General features: G+C 71.1%; 17 protein-coding genes and 1 tRNA gene. 8 read left to right on the top strand and 10 right to left on the bottom strand.

Annotated elements, in window-relative coordinates:
- Positions 1-64: 64 nt before the first annotated feature.
- The 5 genes from AMK19_RS35585 to AMK19_RS30255 form a co-directional block, all read right to left on the bottom strand.
- Complete coding sequence (locus tag AMK19_RS35585; protein ID WP_143200477.1) at positions 65-910, bottom strand: hypothetical protein; 846 nt, start codon at positions 908-910, stop codon at positions 65-67.
- An 84-nt stretch (positions 911-994) separates the two neighbouring features.
- Positions 995-1,846 (bottom strand): hypothetical protein, encoded by an 852-nt coding sequence (locus AMK19_RS30270; protein ID WP_073817846.1) that lies wholly within the window; start codon positions 1,844-1,846, stop codon positions 995-997.
- 32 nt (positions 1,847-1,878) lie between these two features.
- Complete coding sequence (locus AMK19_RS30265; RefSeq protein WP_073817841.1) at positions 1,879-2,727, bottom strand: hypothetical protein; 849 nt, start codon at positions 2,725-2,727, stop codon at positions 1,879-1,881.
- A 39-nt stretch (positions 2,728-2,766) separates the two neighbouring features.
- Positions 2,767-3,594 (bottom strand): hypothetical protein, encoded by an 828-nt coding sequence (locus AMK19_RS30260; RefSeq protein WP_073817838.1) that lies wholly within the window; start codon positions 3,592-3,594, stop codon positions 2,767-2,769.
- A 90-nt stretch (positions 3,595-3,684) separates the two neighbouring features.
- The gene (locus AMK19_RS30255; protein ID WP_073817835.1) at positions 3,685-4,341 is read right to left on the bottom strand and encodes a phosphotransferase; all 657 of its coding nucleotides are present in this window, start codon (positions 4,339-4,341) and stop codon (positions 3,685-3,687) included.
- Positions 4,342-4,469: 128 nt separating this feature from the next.
- On the opposite strand from AMK19_RS30255, the gene AMK19_RS30250 reads away from it, so the two are divergent.
- The 3 genes from AMK19_RS30250 (at position 4,470) to AMK19_RS30240 (ending at position 6,473) form a co-directional block, all read left to right on the top strand.
- Positions 4,470-5,258: an aminoglycoside 3'-phosphotransferase gene (locus AMK19_RS30250; RefSeq protein ID WP_073817833.1), complete on the top strand. Its 789-nt coding sequence runs from the start codon at positions 4,470-4,472 to the stop codon at positions 5,256-5,258.
- A gap of 210 nt (positions 5,259-5,468) precedes the next feature.
- Complete coding sequence (locus AMK19_RS30245; RefSeq protein WP_073817830.1) at positions 5,469-5,960, top strand: LURP-one-related/scramblase family protein; 492 nt, start codon at positions 5,469-5,471, stop codon at positions 5,958-5,960.
- A gap of 90 nt (positions 5,961-6,050) precedes the next feature.
- Entirely contained in the window at positions 6,051-6,473 is a 423-nt protein-coding gene (locus tag AMK19_RS30240; protein ID WP_073817826.1) for a DUF350 domain-containing protein, read from the top strand.
- Between the two features lie 4 nt (positions 6,474-6,477).
- Here AMK19_RS30240 and AMK19_RS30235 read toward each other — a convergent pair whose 3' ends face one another.
- Together AMK19_RS30235 and AMK19_RS30230 are read right to left on the bottom strand one after the other, a co-directional pair.
- On the bottom strand, positions 6,478-7,071 hold the full coding sequence (locus AMK19_RS30235; RefSeq protein WP_073817822.1) for a GNAT family N-acetyltransferase: 594 nt from the start codon (positions 7,069-7,071) through the stop codon (positions 6,478-6,480).
- A gap of 126 nt (positions 7,072-7,197) precedes the next feature.
- Positions 7,198-8,481 carry an adenylosuccinate synthase gene (locus AMK19_RS30230; protein ID WP_073817819.1) on the bottom strand — a complete coding sequence of 428 codons (1,284 nt, stop codon included), beginning with the start codon at positions 8,479-8,481 and terminating at the stop codon, positions 7,198-7,200.
- A gap of 126 nt (positions 8,482-8,607) precedes the next feature.
- Here AMK19_RS30230 and AMK19_RS30225 point away from each other — a divergent pair, with 126 nt between their 5' ends.
- From AMK19_RS30225 to purM, 3 genes are all read left to right on the top strand, one after another.
- The gene (locus AMK19_RS30225; RefSeq protein ID WP_241844657.1) at positions 8,608-9,420 is read left to right on the top strand and encodes a diacylglycerol kinase; all 813 of its coding nucleotides are present in this window, start codon (positions 8,608-8,610) and stop codon (positions 9,418-9,420) included.
- 173 nt (positions 9,421-9,593) lie between these two features.
- Complete coding sequence (purF, locus tag AMK19_RS30220; protein ID WP_073817816.1) at positions 9,594-11,174, top strand: amidophosphoribosyltransferase; 1,581 nt, start codon at positions 9,594-9,596, stop codon at positions 11,172-11,174.
- A gap of 92 nt (positions 11,175-11,266) precedes the next feature.
- Complete coding sequence (gene purM, locus AMK19_RS30215; RefSeq protein WP_073817812.1) at positions 11,267-12,343, top strand: phosphoribosylformylglycinamidine cyclo-ligase; 1,077 nt, start codon at positions 11,267-11,269, stop codon at positions 12,341-12,343.
- 137 nt (positions 12,344-12,480) lie between these two features.
- Here purM and AMK19_RS30210 read toward each other — a convergent pair whose 3' ends face one another.
- Together AMK19_RS30210 and AMK19_RS30205 are read right to left on the bottom strand one after the other, a co-directional pair.
- Positions 12,481-12,720, bottom strand: a complete 240-nt coding sequence (locus AMK19_RS30210) for a DUF3073 domain-containing protein (RefSeq protein ID WP_073817809.1) — start codon at positions 12,718-12,720, stop codon at positions 12,481-12,483.
- A 370-nt stretch (positions 12,721-13,090) separates the two neighbouring features.
- A complete protein-coding gene (locus AMK19_RS30205; protein ID WP_073817806.1) occupies positions 13,091-14,233 on the bottom strand; it encodes a Glu/Leu/Phe/Val dehydrogenase dimerization domain-containing protein in 1,143 nt (380 codons plus the stop codon).
- A gap of 171 nt (positions 14,234-14,404) precedes the next feature.
- Between AMK19_RS30205 and AMK19_RS30200 the strand changes: the two genes are divergently transcribed.
- Entirely contained in the window at positions 14,405-15,307 is a 903-nt protein-coding gene (locus AMK19_RS30200; protein WP_241844656.1) for a hypothetical protein, read from the top strand.
- A 497-nt stretch (positions 15,308-15,804) separates the two neighbouring features.
- Positions 15,805-16,011 carry a developmental transcriptional regulator BldC gene (bldC, locus tag AMK19_RS30195; protein WP_030459248.1) on the top strand — a complete coding sequence of 69 codons (207 nt, stop codon included), beginning with the start codon at positions 15,805-15,807 and terminating at the stop codon, positions 16,009-16,011.
- Positions 16,012-16,352: 341 nt separating this feature from the next.
- Here the strand turns inward: bldC and AMK19_RS30190 are convergent.
- Positions 16,353-16,426 (bottom strand) — tRNA-Asp (locus tag AMK19_RS30190).
- Between the last annotated feature and the right edge of the window lie 35 nt (positions 16,427-16,461).

Genomic DNA, 16,461 nt, shown 5'->3' with positions numbered 1-16,461 from the left:
CCCACTACTTGTACACCGCTGCCCCGACGGCTGTGGCGCGAGGGTCAGTTGTTGCCTTCGGGGCTCAGGCCTTGCCCCAGGTGCCGGTGGACCACAGGGCGGCACCGGCGGAGTTGTAGATCACGAAGTTGCCGTCGTCCTGGACGACCCCGCGCAGGTCGCTGCTGCCCTTGACCGAGATGGACCAGGTCACCCGCTGGGCGTTGTCCCGCAGGAACAGCGCGGGGTTCCACTGCGACTCGCTGAGGACCAGCATCGAGGACCCGCGGTTCCAGGTGCCGCTGGACCAGAGCGCGGCACCGTCGCGCTTGCGGTAGAGGACCAGGTTGCCGTCGGCCTGGTTGACCAGCCAGACCGTGTTCGACTGGATCCACTGGCCGCCCTCGACGTTCCGGGCGCTGGTGAGGTACGACTCCGGGTTGGTGCCGCAGCAGCCCACGGCGGGCGCGAGCCCGGTGCGGCTCTCCCAGCCCTTGCCGCCGCTCGGACCCGGCCACAGCGTCATGGCGCCCCGGTACAGCACCAGGTAGCCGCCCGGGGAGTTCCACGTCCCGGTGCTCCAGAGCGCGTCGGACTGGGCGGTGCCGCCCTGCTTGTAGACGACCAGGTTGCCGTCCGGCTGCATGTACGCGTACGCGCCCGGGTTGCCGTAGGTACCGGTGCTCCACAGCGCCGTCTTCACCCGGACGCCGGTGGAACTCTCCAGGTACATCACCAGGTTGCCGTCGCCCTGCATCACCAGGACGGAGTCACCGCTCTTCATGGTCTGCCCCGCGGTGAGCCGCTCGCCGCTGTTCAGCTGAGCGACGGCGTCCGGTTCGGTCGAGGCGTTGGCGGCGGGCGCCATCAGGGCGATGGCGGCGGCGCCGAGCAGGGCCGCGGTGGCCCGTCTGAACACGTTTTTCCGCATGGATCTGGATTCCCCCTCTGTCGTGCGCCCACGGGGTGTGGGCGCACAACTTATACACCGCTCCGCGAATGGTTTGAATGGGCGTCAGGTCCTGCCCCAGGTGCCGGTGTTCCACAGGGCGGTGCCGTCGTCGGTGTAGATCACGAAGTTGCCGTCGCTCTGCGCGACCCCGTGGATGCCGGCCCGGCCCTTGAGCGGGGTGGACCAGGTCCGGCTGCCGTTGTCGATCCGGTGGAGGCCGAGCGCGGGCCACAGCGGCGACTGCGAGAGGGACAGGCTCGACCTCGGGCGTCCCCAGGTGCCGCTGGACCAGATCGCGGCGCCGTCGCGCTTGCGGTAGAGCACCAGGTTGCCGTCGGGCTGGTTGACCAGCCAGGTGGTGCCCGAGTCCAGCCAGTGGCCGGGGTCGAGGCTGCGGGCGGAGGTGATGACGGCCCCCCGCTCGCCCTGCGGGACGTCCGCGCCGGCGTCGGCCTTCCCCGTGTCGCTCGTCCAACCGGTGGGCGGGGTGCCGGACGGCGCCTCGATGAGCATGGTGGCGTCGGCGTGCAGGAAGAGGTACGCCCCCGGGTGGCCCCACGTCCGGGAGCTCCACAGGGCGTCGGACGGCCGGCTGCCGCCCTTTCGGTAGACGACCAGGTTGCCGTCCTCCTGCATGTACGCGTAGGCGCCAGGGTGTCCCCAGGTGCCGCTGTTCCAGATCACCGGGCCGCAGGCACCGCCGGCGTCGGCGCACAGGTGGAGGACCAGGTTGCCGTCCTCCTGCATCGTCAGGGCGGAGCGGTAGGCGACCAGGCGCTCCCCCGGCAGGAGCGTGCTGCCGCTCCCCAGGACGGCGTACCCCGAGGCCGAGGCGGTGCCGGCGGGCGCCATCAGGGCGATGGCGGCGGCACCGAGCAGGGCGGCGGTGGCGCGTCTCAACAGGTTCTTTCGCATGGAACTCCCCCTCTGCCGTGCCCGGCCGGGCGTCAGGCCTTGCCCCAGGTGCCGGTGGCCCACAGGGCGGTGCCGTTCTTGTCGTAAACGACGAAGTTGCCGTCGTTCTGGACGATCCCGTAGATGTCGGAGCGACCCTTGATCGGCGTGGACCAGGTCCGGCTGCCGTTGTCGATCCGGTGGAGGCCGAGCGCGGGCCACTGCGGCGACTGCGAGAGGGACAGGCTCGACTTCGGCCGGCCCCACGTCCCGCTGGACCAGAGTGCGGTGCCGTCCGACCGGCGGTAGAGCACCAGGTTGCCGTCGGGCTGGTTGACCAGCCGGACGGTGTTCGACTGGATCCAGCTGCCGGGGTCGAGGCCCCAGGCCGGACCGATGACCGCGTACGGGTCGGCGCCCGGGATGCCGGTGACGTACGGGGCCGGCCCGGTGTCGGTGCTCCAGGACCGGTTGCTGCCGGAGAGCCACAGCCGGCCGCCGGACAGCATCATCCACGCGCCCGGGCTGCCCCAGGTCCCGCTGCTCCACAGGGCGTCGGACGGTTTGGTGCTGCCCTGCTTGTAGACGACCAGGTTGCCGTCCTCCTGCATGTACGCGTAGGCGCCGGGGTGCCCCCAGGTGCCGCTGCTCCAGACCGCCGGGCCGTGGCCGCCGACGGAAGCCTCCAGGTAGAGCACCAGGTTGCCGTCGGCCTGCATCTCCAGGACGGCGCCGATGGCCGGCTCGTAGCCGCCCGTCAGGTACTGCCCCGGCATGAGCTTGCCGCCGCTCGGCAGATGGGGCGGCGGTACGGCGGAGGCGGTGCCGGTGGGGACCGTCAGGGCGATGGCGGCGGCGCCGAGCAGGGCGGCGGTGGCGCGTCTGAACACGTTCTTTCGCATGAGGCTGGATTCCCCCTATGTGTGGTGCCTGACCGGACGTCAGGCTCTGCCCCAGGTGCCGGTGGCCCACAGGACGGTGCCGCTGTCGGCGTAGAGGACGAAGTTGCCGTCGTTCTGGACGATCCCGTAGGCGCCGGCCGCGCCCGCGACCGGGACGGCCCACGTCCTGCCGCCGTTGTCGGTGCGGTGGAGGCCGAGCGCGGACCGCAGCGGCGACTCGGCGAGGAGCAGGCTCGCCGGCGGGCGGCCCCACGTTCCGCTGGACCAGATGGGGACGCCGTCCTGCCGGCGGTAGAGCACCAGGTTGCCGTCGGGCTGGTTGACCAGCCGGACGGTGTTCGACTGGATCCAGTGGCCGGGGTCGACGGCCCGGGCCGGGGTGATGGCGGCCCACCGGTCGCCGTGCGGGAAGTCCTCGCCGGCCATGGCGAGCCCGGTGTGGCTCTCCCAGGGCGTGCCCTGCACCTGGGACATCACCAGCCGGCCCTCGGTCAGCGTCAGGTACGCGCCCGGGTTGCCCCAACTGCCGGTGGACCACAGGGCGGTGCCGCTGTCGCTGTAGACGACGAAGTTGCCGTCGGGCTGCATGTACGCGTGGGCGCCGGGGTGCCCCCAGGTGCCGCTGCTCCAGACCGCCGGGCCGTGGCCGCCGACGGAAGCCTCCAGGTAGAGCACCAGGTTGCCGTCGTTCTGCATCTCCAGGACGGCGCCGACGGTCGGCAGGTAGTCGCCCGGCATGAGCGTGGCGCCGCTCGGCAGGTTCCGGGTCTCCCCGGCGGCGCCGGCGGTGCCGGCAGGGGCCGTCAGGGCGATGGCGGCGGCGCCGAGCAGGGCGGCGGTGGCGCGTCTGAACACGTTCTTCGGCATGCGGCGGATCCCCCGTTGTGTGCCTGCAGTGCACGGCCCACACAACTTATACACCCGGCCCGGGCGACCGGGAAGGCATCGGGAAAAGGCTCAACTCCCCTTTGTGCAAGCCGAGATGAGCGCGACGGCGGCGTCGAGCGCGGCGATCTCCGCGACGGTCATGGCCGGGTTGGCGGCGCGCCGGGCGCGGGCCTCCGCGAGGTGCCGCTCGGCGATCGGCGGGAGCCCGCGGAGCAGCGGGACCAGGATGGCGCGGGCCACGTCCGGCCGGTCGTGCAGGGCCTGGGCGAGGATGACGGCACTGGTCGCGTCGTCCAGGCCGGGTTCGCCCTCGGCGGCGGTGGACCAGTCGATGACCACCGGGCCGTGCGCGGTGAGCAGCACGTTGTCGGGGTGCAGGTCGAGGTGGAGCACCCGGTCGCCGGGCCGGGCGGCGGCGCGCGGCGGGATCTGGTGCAGCCGGCGCAGCAGTTCGGCGAGCAGCTCCCCGGCCGCGGCCGCACTGGTCGTCCCGGCCTCCAACGACTGCAGCATGGTGGGCCCGCCGAGGCGTTCCATGATCAGGTCCTCGGGCCGTTCGGCGGCCCACACGGCGGGCACCGGGTAGCCGTGCTCGGCCAGGTGCGTCATCATCTCGGCCTCGCCGTCGGCACTCAGCCCGTCCCGGTAACGGCGCAGCACCCGCCCGTCCTTCAGTGCCCAGACGTCCGCGGTGCGGCCGGTTCCGATCAGTTCGCCGATTTCCATGCGAGCAGAAGCTAGCGCCCCGAACCCGGCGCGGGGAGGGGAAACGAAGGATCGTTCCGCATCCTTGATCGAGCGGCCCGCCGGGAAAACCGCAGGACGATCGGCGGCCGGTGCGTGACACTGGGCCGATGAGCACTCCGGCCCCCGACGACATCATCGAGATCCCGCCCCCGATCGCCGAACTCGCCCGTGGCGAACGGCTGTTGCCCGTCTGGCTGAACGGGCTGAACGGGATCACCTTCCGGCTCGGCGACGGCCCCGGACGGCGGTTCGTGAAGTGGGCGCCGGCCGGCAGCGGCGCGGACCTCGACGCCGAGGCCGAACGGATGCGCTGGGCCGGCGCGTTCACCACCGTCCCCGAGGTGCTGGGCGTCGGCGGCGACGGGACCGGACGCTGGCTGCTGACGGCGGGCCTGCCCGGCCGCTCCGCCGTCGAACCGGAGCTGAAGGCGCGTCCGGTCCTCGCCGTCCGCGCGATCGGCGAGGGCCTGCGCGCCTTCCACGAGGCCCTGCCGGTGGCCGACTGCCCGTACACCTGGTCCGCCCGCGAGCGGATCGACTGCGCCGTCGCGCTGCGCCGCGACCCCGCCGACTGGCACCGGGACCACCGTCACCACGGCACCGCGGAACGGGCGCTGGCGATCCTCGCCGACCCGCCGCCGGTGGACGTCGAGGTGGTCTGCCACGGCGACAGCTGCGCCCCCAACACCCTGGTCGACGACGACGGCCGCCCCGCCGGCCACGTCGACCTTGGAACCCTCGGCGTGGCCGACCGCTGGGCGGACCTTGCGGTGGCGAGCTGGAGCACGGTGTGGAACTACGGCCCGGGCTGGGAACGTCCCCTGCTGGAGGCGTACGGCGTCCGACCGGACGACGAACGCCTCACCTACTACCGCCTGTTGTGGGACCTCACATAGGGCCTGTCCGGCCGATCTTGCCGGGCGCGCGACGCCGGATCATCCGCCCCCAGCCCTGGCGGGCCGGGAGGTGCCCCCACCCCCAGCCCCCAAGGGCTGGGGGAGACGCGCGCTGATCCGACAAGATCGGCCGGACAGGCCCCAACGCCGGCTGGCACCATGTCGAGGGCCGCCCGACGGCGGGTCGGCAAGCAGACGAGGAGTCGGATCATGGGTCGGAAGTTCGTGGTCAAGGAGCGCCTGTTCGCGATCGGCGACGACTACTGGGTCGAGGACGAGCACGGCGAGAAGGCTTTCCTGGTGGACGGCAAGGTGCTGCGCATCCGCGACACCTTCGAACTGCAGGACCCCGCCGGCAACACGGTCGCCACCATCCGGGAGAAGGTGCTGACCGTCCGCGACGCCATGAAGATCGAGAACGCCGACGGGGACGTGGTCGCCACCGTCCGCAAGAAGCTGTTCACCCCGTTCCACGACAAGTACCACGTGGAGCTGGAGAGCGGCGGCGAGTGGGAGGTCCACGGCGACCTGATCGACAAGGAGTACACCGTCAAGCACGACGGGCACCGGCTCGGCGAGGTCTCCCGCAAGTGGTTCAGCATCCGGGACACCTACGGCGTGGCGATCGAGGACGGCGTCGACGTCCCGCTGATGATCGCCGTCGCGGTCTGCCTGGACCGCCTGGTCGAGCACAACGACTGAGCCGCTCCCCCGTCGCCGCCCGCCCCGTGCGCTATGTTGTGCCGGTCCTCGGCACGGGGCCGGCAGGCGGACACGAGGGGGCGGAACCCGATGAGCGACATCCTTCACCAGTTGGGTCACGCGGCCGCCTACGGCGGTGTCGGCCTGGTCCTGCTGCTGCTCGGCGTCGTCCTGGTGGATGTCCTGACGCCCGGTGAACTGCGCCGCCAGATATGGATCGAACGCAACCGCAACGCCGCCGTGGTGCTGAGCTCCGCGCTGCTGTCGGTCGGCGCGATCGTCTTCACCGCCGTGATCTCCACCTACCAGGAGTTCGGCAAGGGCCTGGCCGCGGCCGCCGTGTTCGGCCTGTTCGGCCTGCTGCTGATGGCGGTCTCGTTCTGGGTGCTCGACCTGGTCACGCCCGGCAAGCTGGGCGAGCTGCTGGTCGACCCCGAGCCGCACCCGGCGGTCTGGGTGACGGCCGCGACCAACCTGGCGGTCGCGGCGATCGTCTCCGCCGCCATCTACTGACCTCTCAACCGGCCGCCGACCGCTCGGTCAGCCGGGCCTTCGCGGCGGGCCACTCGTCGGCCAGCATCGCGAAGAACACGGTGTCCCGCCAACTGCCGTCCGGGCGCTGCTTGTGGCGCCGGAACGTGCCCTCGTAGGTGGCGCCGAGCCGGCGGATCGCGTTCTGCGAGCGCTCGTTGCGGATGTCGGTGCGCCAGCTGACCCGGCCCATGCCGAGGTCCTCGAAGGCGTGGGAGAGCATCAGCAGCTTCGCCTCGGTGTTCACCGTCGTCCGCCACGCGGAGCGCGCGTACCAGGTGCCGCCGATCTCCACCTGCTCCTCGGCCGCGTCGGCCTCGAAGTAGCAGGTCACCCCGATCGCCCGCCCGTCGGCGAGCGAGATCACCGCGTACGGCTCGCAGTGCACGTCCGCCAGCCGGGCGTCGATGGTCCGCGCCATCTCCTCCAGGGTGCGCGGCAGCGGCACCGGCACCCAGCGCCACAGTTCCTCGTCCCCGCCGCCGGCGGCGAACAGGTCGGGCACGTGGGCGCGGGTCAGCGGCTCCAGCCGGATGTGACGGCCGGTCAGGACGACGGGTGCGGGCAGTTTCGCGGTCATGCGCCACACCGTAGAGCCAGCTTTGCACTAGGCGCAAGCCATATCTGTATTAGTGCAAACGTAAAACCCCATGCGAAAGGCCCGGCACCCCCGCGATCGGGGGTGCCGGGCCTCGCGACGTCCGTCCTACAGGAAGGAGTTGATCTCGATGGTCTCGGTCCGGCCGGGGCCGACGCCGATCGCCGAGATCGGCGCGCCCGACATCTCCTCCAGCGCCTTCACGTACGCCTGCGCGTTCTTCGGCAGGTCGGCGAAGGTCTTCGCCTTCGAGATGTCCTCGCTCCAGCCCGGCAGGTTCTCGTAGATCGGCTTCGCGTGGTGGAAGTCCGACTGGTTGTACGGGAGTTCCTCGACCCGCTGCCCGTCGATCTCGTACGCCACGCAGACCGGGATCTGCTCCCAGCCGGTCAGCACGTCCAGCTTGGTCAGGAAGAAGTCGGTCAGACCGTTGACCCGGGTCGCGTAGCGGGCGATCACCGCGTCGAACCAGCCGCAGCGCCGGTCGCGGCCGGTGGTCACACCGCGCTCGCCGCCGATCCGCCGCAGCGCCTCGCCGTCCGCGTCCAGCAGCTCGGTCGGGAACGGGCCCGAGCCGACGCGGGTGGTGTAGGCCTTCAGGATGCCGATGACCCGGTCGATCTTGGTCGGGCCGATGCCGGAGCCGGTGCAGGCACCGCCGGAGGTCGGGTTCGACGAGGTGACGAACGGGTACGTGCCGTGGTCGACGTCGAGCAGGGTGCCCTGGCCGCCTTCCAGCAGCACGACCTTGCCGGCCTTCAGCGCCTCGTCCAGGACGAGCGTGGTGTCCGCCAGGAACGGCTTGATCTTGTCGGCGTAGCCCAGGTACTCCTCGAGCACCAGGTCGGCCGGGATCGCGCGGCGGTTGTAGAGCTTGACCAGCAGCTGGTTCTTGTCGTGCAGCGCCGCTTCGATCTTCTGGCGCAGGATCGACTCGTCGAACAGGTCCTGGACCCGGATGCCGACGCGGTTGATCTTGTCGGCGTAGGCCGGGCCGATGCCGCGGCCGGTGGTGCCGATCCGGCGCTTGCCGAGGAAGCGCTCGGTGACCTTGTCCAGCGTCCGGTGGTACGGCGTGATCAGGTGGGCGTTGCCCGAGATCAGCAGCTTGGAGGTGTCGATGCCGCGGTCGTTCAGACCCCGCAGCTCCGAGAGCAGCACGCCCGGGTCGATGACCACGCCGTTGCCGATCACCGGCACCACGTTCGGGCTGAGGATGCCGGAAGGCAGCAGGTGGAGGGCGTACTTCTGGTCGCCGATGACCACCGTGTGACCGGCGTTGTTGCCGCCCTGGTAGCGGACGACGTAGTCGACGGAGCCGCCGAGCAGGTCGGTGGCCTTCCCCTTGCCCTCGTCTCCCCACTGGGCACCAACGAGCACGAGTGCCGGCACAGGCGTACACCCCTTCCGGTTGGGGCATCCTGCGAAGACCGCAGTCTGCCCCGAGATGGACCAAGCCCCTGGCGCAATGGCGCAAGGGGCTCTTGCACCGAGAGATTACCTGAGGAAGGACCGGTCGTGTCGTCGCTGTCCACGCCCGTATCCCGCCCCGCGGACGCCGAGGGGGCCGGGCCGCTCCTGGTGGTGCTGGACCCGTCGGCCAGGCAGGCGGACGGCGAATCGGTGCGGATCGCCAAGGATGTGCTGTGCGGCGGCGCCGACGTGAAGGTCACCCTGCCGGAGAGCCCGTCCGAGTTGGACCGGGTGCTCGCGCATCGGGGCAGAAGGCGCGCCGTGGTGATCGGCTCCGACCAGGCGCTGCAGCGGGTGTTGCAGGCCCTGCACCGGCAGCGGGAGTTGGATGCCGACCCGGTCGGCCTGGTCCCGGTCGGGGGCCCGGTGGCCACCGCGACCGCCCGCATGCTGGGCGTGCCGGCCGAGCCGGTGGCGGCCGCCCGGACGGTGCTGGCGGGCAGCGCCCGCCGACTCGGACTGCTGCTCGACGACGGCGGCGGAGTGGTGCTCTCCGAGGTCCGTTTCACCGGCCCGAGGCAGGGCCGAACGGGTGGCTGGCGTTCGCTATGGGCGAAACTGGCTGCGGCCGAGCAGGCGAGCCCCTCCGGAACCGAGGAACTGCGCATCGAAGCCGACGGCCACCTGCTGGCCGACGTCCACCAGCGGGTCCGCCATCTGCGGGTCGCGGTGGCCGACGGCGTCATGGAACTCGCCCTCGACCTGGACGGCAGCCCGCACCGCCTGCGCGCCGACCGGCTCACCGTGGCCGGCCGCAGCTTCGGCTACGAGGCGGACGGCTGCCCGGTCGGCCCGGTCCGCCACCGCACCTGGACGGTCCGCCCGGACTCCTGGCGGCTGCTGCTGCCCGCCGGGTGAGCAGGCTCACAGCGCAGGCCCGTCCGGGCCGTCCGGCCACCGTGCGAAGGCCTGATGACAAGGGCGTGAAGCCGGCCACCCGAACGCGGAAGACCTGGTAAGGGCCGAGGTCTACGCGCGTACCGCGAGGCTGCCATCAGGGCGTTCCCGCCATCTGCCCTAGACTCGGAGACGTGCCACGTGGTGACGGACGACTCAACCACGATCTTCTTCCCGGCGAGAAAGGCCCCCAGGACGCTTGCGGCGTCTTCGGTGTCTGGGCTCCCGGCGAGGAGGTCGCAAAGCTCACGTACTTCGGCCTCTATGCCCTGCAGCACCGCGGACAGGAATCCGCGGGCATTGCAGTGAGCAACGGCTCCCAGATTCTCGTCTTCAAGGACATGGGACTCGTGTCCCAGGTCTTCGACGAGACCTCCCTGGGGTCGCTGCACGGGCATATCGCCGTCGGACATGCCCGCTACTCGACCACCGGGTCCTCGGTCTGGGAGAACGCCCAGCCGACCTTCCGGGCGACCGCCAACGGTTCGCTGGCCCTCGGCCACAACGGAAACCTGGTGAACACCGCGGAACTCGCGGCGAAGGTCGCCGAACTGCCCGGCGAGGAGCACGTCTCCCGCTCCGGGCGGACCGCGGCGACCAACGACACCGATCTGCTGACCGCTCTGCTGGCCGGCCACCCCGACCTGACCATCGAAGAGGCCGCACAGCAGGTGCTGCCGGGCGTCAAGGGCGCCTTCTCGCTGGTCTTCATGGACGAGCACACGCTCTACGCCGCCCGTGACCCGCAGGGCATCCGCCCGCTGGTGCTCGGCCGGATCGAGCGCGGCTGGGTGGTCGCCTCCGAGACCTCCGCCCTCGACATCGTCGGCGCCAGCTTCATCCGCGAGGTGGAGCCCGGCGAGCTGATCGCCATCGACGAGAACGGCATGCGCACCTCGCGCTTCGCCGAGGCCAAGCCCAAGGGCTGCATCTTCGAGTACGTGTACCTGGCCCGCCCGGACACCACCATCGCCGGGCGCAACGTGCACCTGTCCCGGGTGGAGATGGGCCGCAAGCTGGCCGCCGAGGCCCCGGCCGACGCCGACCTGGTGATAGCGACTCCCGAATCCGGCACCCCCGCCGCGATCGGCTACGCCGAGGCCAGCGGCATCCCGTTCGGCTCCGGCCTGGTGAAGAACGCCTACGTCGGCCGTACCTTCATCCAGCCCAACCAGACCATCCGCCAGCTGGGCATCCGGCTCAAGCTGAACCCGCTGCGCGAGGTCATCCGGGGCAAGCGCCTGGTGGTCGTGGACGACTCGATCGTCCGCGGCAACACCCAGCGCGCCCTGGTCCGGATGCTCCGCGAGGCCGGAGCGGCCGAGGTCCACATCCGGATCTCCTCGCCGCCGGTGAAGTGGCCGTGCTTCTTCGGCATCGACTTCGCCACCCGCGCCGAGCTGATCGCCAACGGCCTCTCGGTCGACGAGATCGGCCGCTCGCTGGGTGCCGACTCGCTGGCCTACATCTCCATCGACGGGATGATCGAGGCCACCAAGCAGCCCAAGGACAAGCTCTGCCGGGCCTGCTTCGACGGCGAGTACCCGATGGAGCTGCCGGACCCGGCGCTGCTCGGCAAGCTGCTGCTGGAAGCGGAGATCGCGGGCGGCCAGGCCAAGCAGCAGCAGCCGGTCCGCGGCAAGCAGACCGACCTCGACGGCGTGCAGTCGCTGCTGGGCGGCGCCGGCGCGGCGGACGCGCTGCGACGCCCGTAGTCCTGCGCACCGCCCCCGGCACGGGCCGGGGGCACCCCATCCCGGCTCCGGCCGGGGGAGGCAGCACCACCACTTCGAAAGGGCCACACCAGGTGACCAGCAACGAGACCGGGGCGACCTACGCCGCCGCGGGTGTCGACATCGAGGCCGGCGACCGTGCCGTCGAGCTGATGAAGCAGTGGGTGAAGAAGACCAACCGTCCCGAGGTGCTGGGCGGCCTGGGCGGCTTCGCCGGACTGTTCGACGCCTCCGCCTTCAAGCGCTACGAGCGCCCGCTGCTGGCCTCCGCCACCGACGGTGTGGGCACCAAGGTGGCCATCGCCCAGGCGATGGACAAGCACGACACCATCGGCCACGACCTGGTCGGCATGGTCGTCGACGACCTGGTGGTCTGCGGCGCCGAGCCGCTGTTCATGACCGACTACATCTGCGTCGGCAAGGTCGTCCCGGAGCGGGTCGCGGCCATCGTCAAGGGCATCGCCGAGGGCTGCACGCTGGCCGGCTGCTCGCTGATCGGCGGCGAGACGGCCGAGCACCCGGGCCTGCTCGGCCCCGACGAGTACGACGTCGCGGGTGCCGGCACCGGCGTGGTCGAGGCCGACGCGCTGCTCGGCGCGGACCGGGTCCGCGCGGGCGACGTGGTGATCGCCATGGCCGCCTCCGGCCTGCACTCCAACGGCTACTCGCTGGTCCGGCACGTGCTGCTGAACCAGGCCGGCTGGAAGCTCGACCGCCAGGTCGAGGAGTTCGGCCGCACCCTCGGCGAGGAGCTGCTGGAGCCGACCCGGATCTACACCCTGGACTGCCTGGCGCTCACCCGCGCCACCGAGATCCACGCCTTCTCGCACGTCACCGGTGGTGGCCTGGCCGCCAACCTGGCCCGGGTGATCCCGGACCACCTGCACGCCCGCCTGGACCGCGGCACCTGGTCGCCGCTGCCGGTGTTCCAGACCGTGGCCAAGGTCGGCGCCATGCAGACCCTGGAGATCGAGAAGACCCTCAACATGGGCGTCGGCATGGTCGCCGTCGTCCCGCCGGAGTCGGTCGACGTGGTGCTGTCGGTCCTGGAGGACCGCGGCGTCGAGGCCTGGCTGCTCGGCGACGTGGTCGAGCGCGACGCCGAGCACGACGGCGGCGCGACGCTGTACAACGCCTACGAGGCGTTCTGATCCGGACACGCTGAAGGGCCCCGCCACCGGCGGGGCCTTTCTCGTACGGTCATGCGATTGTCCGCGCTGCCGACAGGTACGCCGAAAACCGGCCCGGCACCCACAGGGAGCGCCCGGACCGGCCCGGTCGAAGAACGTTACGCGCGGCGACGAGCCGGAGGGGTGTCCTCGTCGTCGTCGTCATCGTCGTCGTACATGTCGGCGTACGCCGCGTAGGGGTCGTCCTCGTCGTCGTCCTCGATCGGCTCAGGCTCGATCGCGGTGGACGGAGGTACACCCAGCTCGTGAGACAGACGGTTAGCGTCGAACCCGCCGCTGTTGTACTTCAGCTCGCGGGCGACCTTCGTCTGCTTGGCCTTGGCCCGGCCGCGCCCCATGGGTCGACCCCCTCAACGGTGGGGCTCACGGCCCCGAGTCTGACACGTGTTGATGATCAGGTCCGGCCTGCCCGAAGTGGGAAACCGTCCCTTGGAGCATTAACGGTACCTGTTTCCGCCGCCGGACGGTACGTCGCCGGTGTGACGTGGCGCGCACCCAAGCCCCCTCGAACCAGGTCCGCCCAGGTCAGAGGGGAATTTCGGGGCTTTCGCAGGCTGTCCGGCGCGAGGCCGGTCCCGTCGTTCCTGCAGAGATTATCCCCCGAAGGAGGCGCGGTATCGCCCGTTCGGGGGACAGACTGAGAATCCGGTTCCACATCGTGATGCGCGGGGCCGGGGGCGCCGGCCCCGCGCATCCGAGCGGTCGCGGTCAGCCCCGGCGGGCGGCCGGCAGCAGGATCGAGCGCAGCGCGCTGATCTCCCGCATCCGCTTCTCGGCGAGCCGGTCGGCGGCGACCGCCGGCGGGATGCCGTCGGAGGCGGCCCGGGTGAAGATCTCCAGCGTGGTGTCGAAGATCTTCGTGGCCTTGTTCTTCGCCCGGTCGAAGTTGAAGCCCTCGATCTCGTCGGCGACCTGGATCACGCCACCGGAGTTCACCAGGTAGTCGGGCGCGTACAGGATGCCGCGGTCGGCGAGGTCCTTCTCCACACCCGGGTGGGCGAGCTGGTTGTTGGCCGCGCCGCAGACGATCGAGGTGCCGGCCGCGCCGAGCGCCCCCACCGTCTCGTCGGTGAGCGCGCCGCCGAGCGCGCACGGGGCGTACACGTCCAGGTCGGAGGCGAGCAGGGCGGCGGTGTCGGCCACCACCTCGACCTCCGGGTGGGCGGCCCGGACGCGGTTCACGGCGGTCTCGGACACGTCGGTGACGACCACGGTGGCGCCGTCCGCGACCAGGTGGCCGACCAGGTAGTGCCCGACCTTGCCGACACCCGCCACGCCGACCCGCTTGCCGCGCAGCGTCGGCTGGCCCCAGCGGGCCTGGGCGGAGGCGCGCATGCCCTGGAAGACGCCGAAGGAGGTCAGCACCGAGGAGTCGCCGGCGCCGCCGTGCTCGGGCGAGCGGCCGGTGACGAACTCGGTCTCCCGGGCGATCACGTCCATGTCCTGGACGTAGGTGCCCACGTCGCAGGCGGTGATGTAGCGGCCGCGCAGGGACTGCACGAAGCGCCCGTAGGCGCGCAGCATCGCCTCGTTCTTGTCCTTGTTCGGGTCGCCGATGATCACGGCCTTGCCGCCGCCGAGGTCGAGCCCGGCGAGGGCGTTCTTGTAGCTCATTCCGCGGGAGAGGTTCAGCGCGTCGGTCAGCGCCTCCTCCTCGCTCGCGTACGGGAAGAACCGGGTGCCGCCGAGGGCCGGGCCGAGGGCGGTGGAGTGGATCGCGATGATCGCCTTGAGCCCGGTGGAACGGTCGTGGCAGAGCACGACCTGCTCGTGCCCGTCGCCCTCCTGGCCGGTGCCGAAGACTCGGCCCAGCACGCCTGGTACGGGGTGCGTGGTGTGTACGTCGGTCACGGTGGTGACTCCAGCAAATGATGGCCCGCGACGGTGGGGCGGGCGTCTGGTCGAAGCCTAGCTCCGGGGCTGCCTTCGAATCTGCCCCCGGACGGGCCCCGAGCGATAACGATCGAAGCCTTCTCCACGACACCCTGACGCGTCCCTGAGGCCCGTGCGACGATGCGGAGCGTGACCGCCCCGCGCACCTCCGTGCTCCCGCCGTACACCGCGCAGCTGCGGGTCTACGAGCCGCTGGCCGCCTACCCCGAGCCGGACCGGGCCCGCTGGCAGGCCTACGCCGCCGCCCACGGCCCCGACGCCGACGGGCCGGGCCGGCCGGTGACCGGCGCCGCCCTCGTCGAGCAGCGCGCCGCCCTGGCAGCGCTGGCGGCCCTGACGCCCCGTCCGCTGCCCGAGCAGGAGGACGGGCAGGCCTACGTGCGGATCGCGGACGGCGTCACCTACATCTGCCCGTGGACGACCCGGCTGCGCGGCTGGCTGGCCCTCCAGGAGCTGCACCGGACGCTGCCCGCCCACCTGGTGGACACCGTGCTGCCGCCGCCGCTGCGCGACGCCGCCGAGGCCTCCCGGACGCGCTGGCAGCAGGACCACCCCGACGCCCGGCCGTGGATCCGCTCCAGCCGCTGGGAGGTGCCGCTGCACTGGTTCCTGGCGTTCGGCGAGGAGGACCGCCACCACCTGCCGGCCGGCGAGTACGGCTCCGCCGGGGACGGCGAACGGCCGGAGCCCGCCGCGCTGTTCTACCTGACGCCGATGGTGCAGGCCCGCCGCCGGGTGGCCCGGGCCTATCGGGCGCTGCGCGAGAAGGCGGCCGGCGCGGCCCTGGCCGAGGGGGCGGAGGAGGTCGGGCGCTGGCTGGAGGAGTTCCACCCGCGCTCGGTGGTCGAACTCGACTACGGCGGCCTGGTGCAGCTGCTGGGCCCGCGCGCGGCGGCCGGGGAGCACTCGGTGGGCGAACTCGCCGAGGGCCTGGCCGCCCTGCGGGCCGGGGACCCGGCGGAGGCACTGCGCCGCTACGAGGCGCTGTCGACCCGCTGGCGGCGGGTTCTGGCGCTCAGGCAGTCGTCCTGAGCGTGATCCGCCCGGTGACGGGGGAGGCTCAATGGAGCTGAGGGGGCGTCAGAAAATGCCCTCTGGTCGAATGTCCGTGCGACGGGAGAGGATGGTCCATACCATTGGGAGGGTTTTTGGGACCATGGTCCCAGATCGGGTCAATACCTGAGAAACGTGACACTACTCACCGTTGACGCCATCTCAGACCTATATGCCAAAATGGGACAACCAACCCAAGCTCACTCGGGCGTGCCGCACCGTGACCGGACGTCACCGGTGGGTGACTGTCCGCTATGGGATGGTCCATGGCCATCCGTCGCCCTTGAACCCGTGAGGGGTCAATTTTGACGGTTTGGCCGATAGGGCTGGACGGATGGTGTAGTTGTAGACACCAGGACAAGCCGTTCGTCCTATAACCGACTCGGCCCGTCTGTGCCATTTCGGGCATCGCGGGTCAAGGTGCAGAATTTGAAGGATAGAACCGCCCTGGTTCGGTTCTCCCGAGGAGGCCGCTCATGACCGCTCGTACCCCTGACGCCGAGCCTCTGCTGACGCCGGCAGAGGTCGCCACCATGTTCCGCGTGGACCCGAAGACGGTGACCCGCTGGGCCAAGGCCGGCAAGCTCACGTCGATTCGGACTCTCGGCGGCCACCGCCGCTACCGCGAGGCGGAGGTGCGTGCCCTGCTGGCCGGTATTCCGGCCCAGCGCACCGAGGTCTGATACCCCGTTCTTCCCCCGGGCGCACGCCCCGACTCCGCCGGGTCGGGAAAGGCGCTCGGCAGTCCTGAGGGCCGCTTCTCCGACTCCGCCGGGTCGGGGGTGCGGCCCTTCGGCATGTCCGGACCCGGAATGCCGGATTCCCGCGGGGCGGAAGGGGGAGGGGGGAATTCCCGGTAATGACAGTACAATTTTACATATTAAATCAGGGCCCTTTGCGGGGATGTCCGGGAAGTCCTCTTCCGAAAGGGCGTCAGTGACGGTGATCACAGCACCGTTATCTTGTGCCCGTCAGGGAAACGCGATAGGGCCCGGAACTCGAAGTTCCGGGCCCTACGCTCCTGCGATCCCGACGGGACTTGAACCCGCGACCTCCACCTTGACAGGGTGGCGAGCTAACCAACTGCTCCACGGGACCAGTGATCTGATCCTTGTCCGCTCTGCTCTCGCTTG

The organism is Kitasatospora sp. CB01950 (assembly GCF_001905465.1).
GTDB lineage: Bacteria > Actinomycetota > Actinomycetes > Streptomycetales > Streptomycetaceae > Kitasatospora.
The sequence above is the reverse complement of the archived record's forward strand: the minus strand, read 5'-3'. Positions and strand labels throughout refer to the sequence as shown.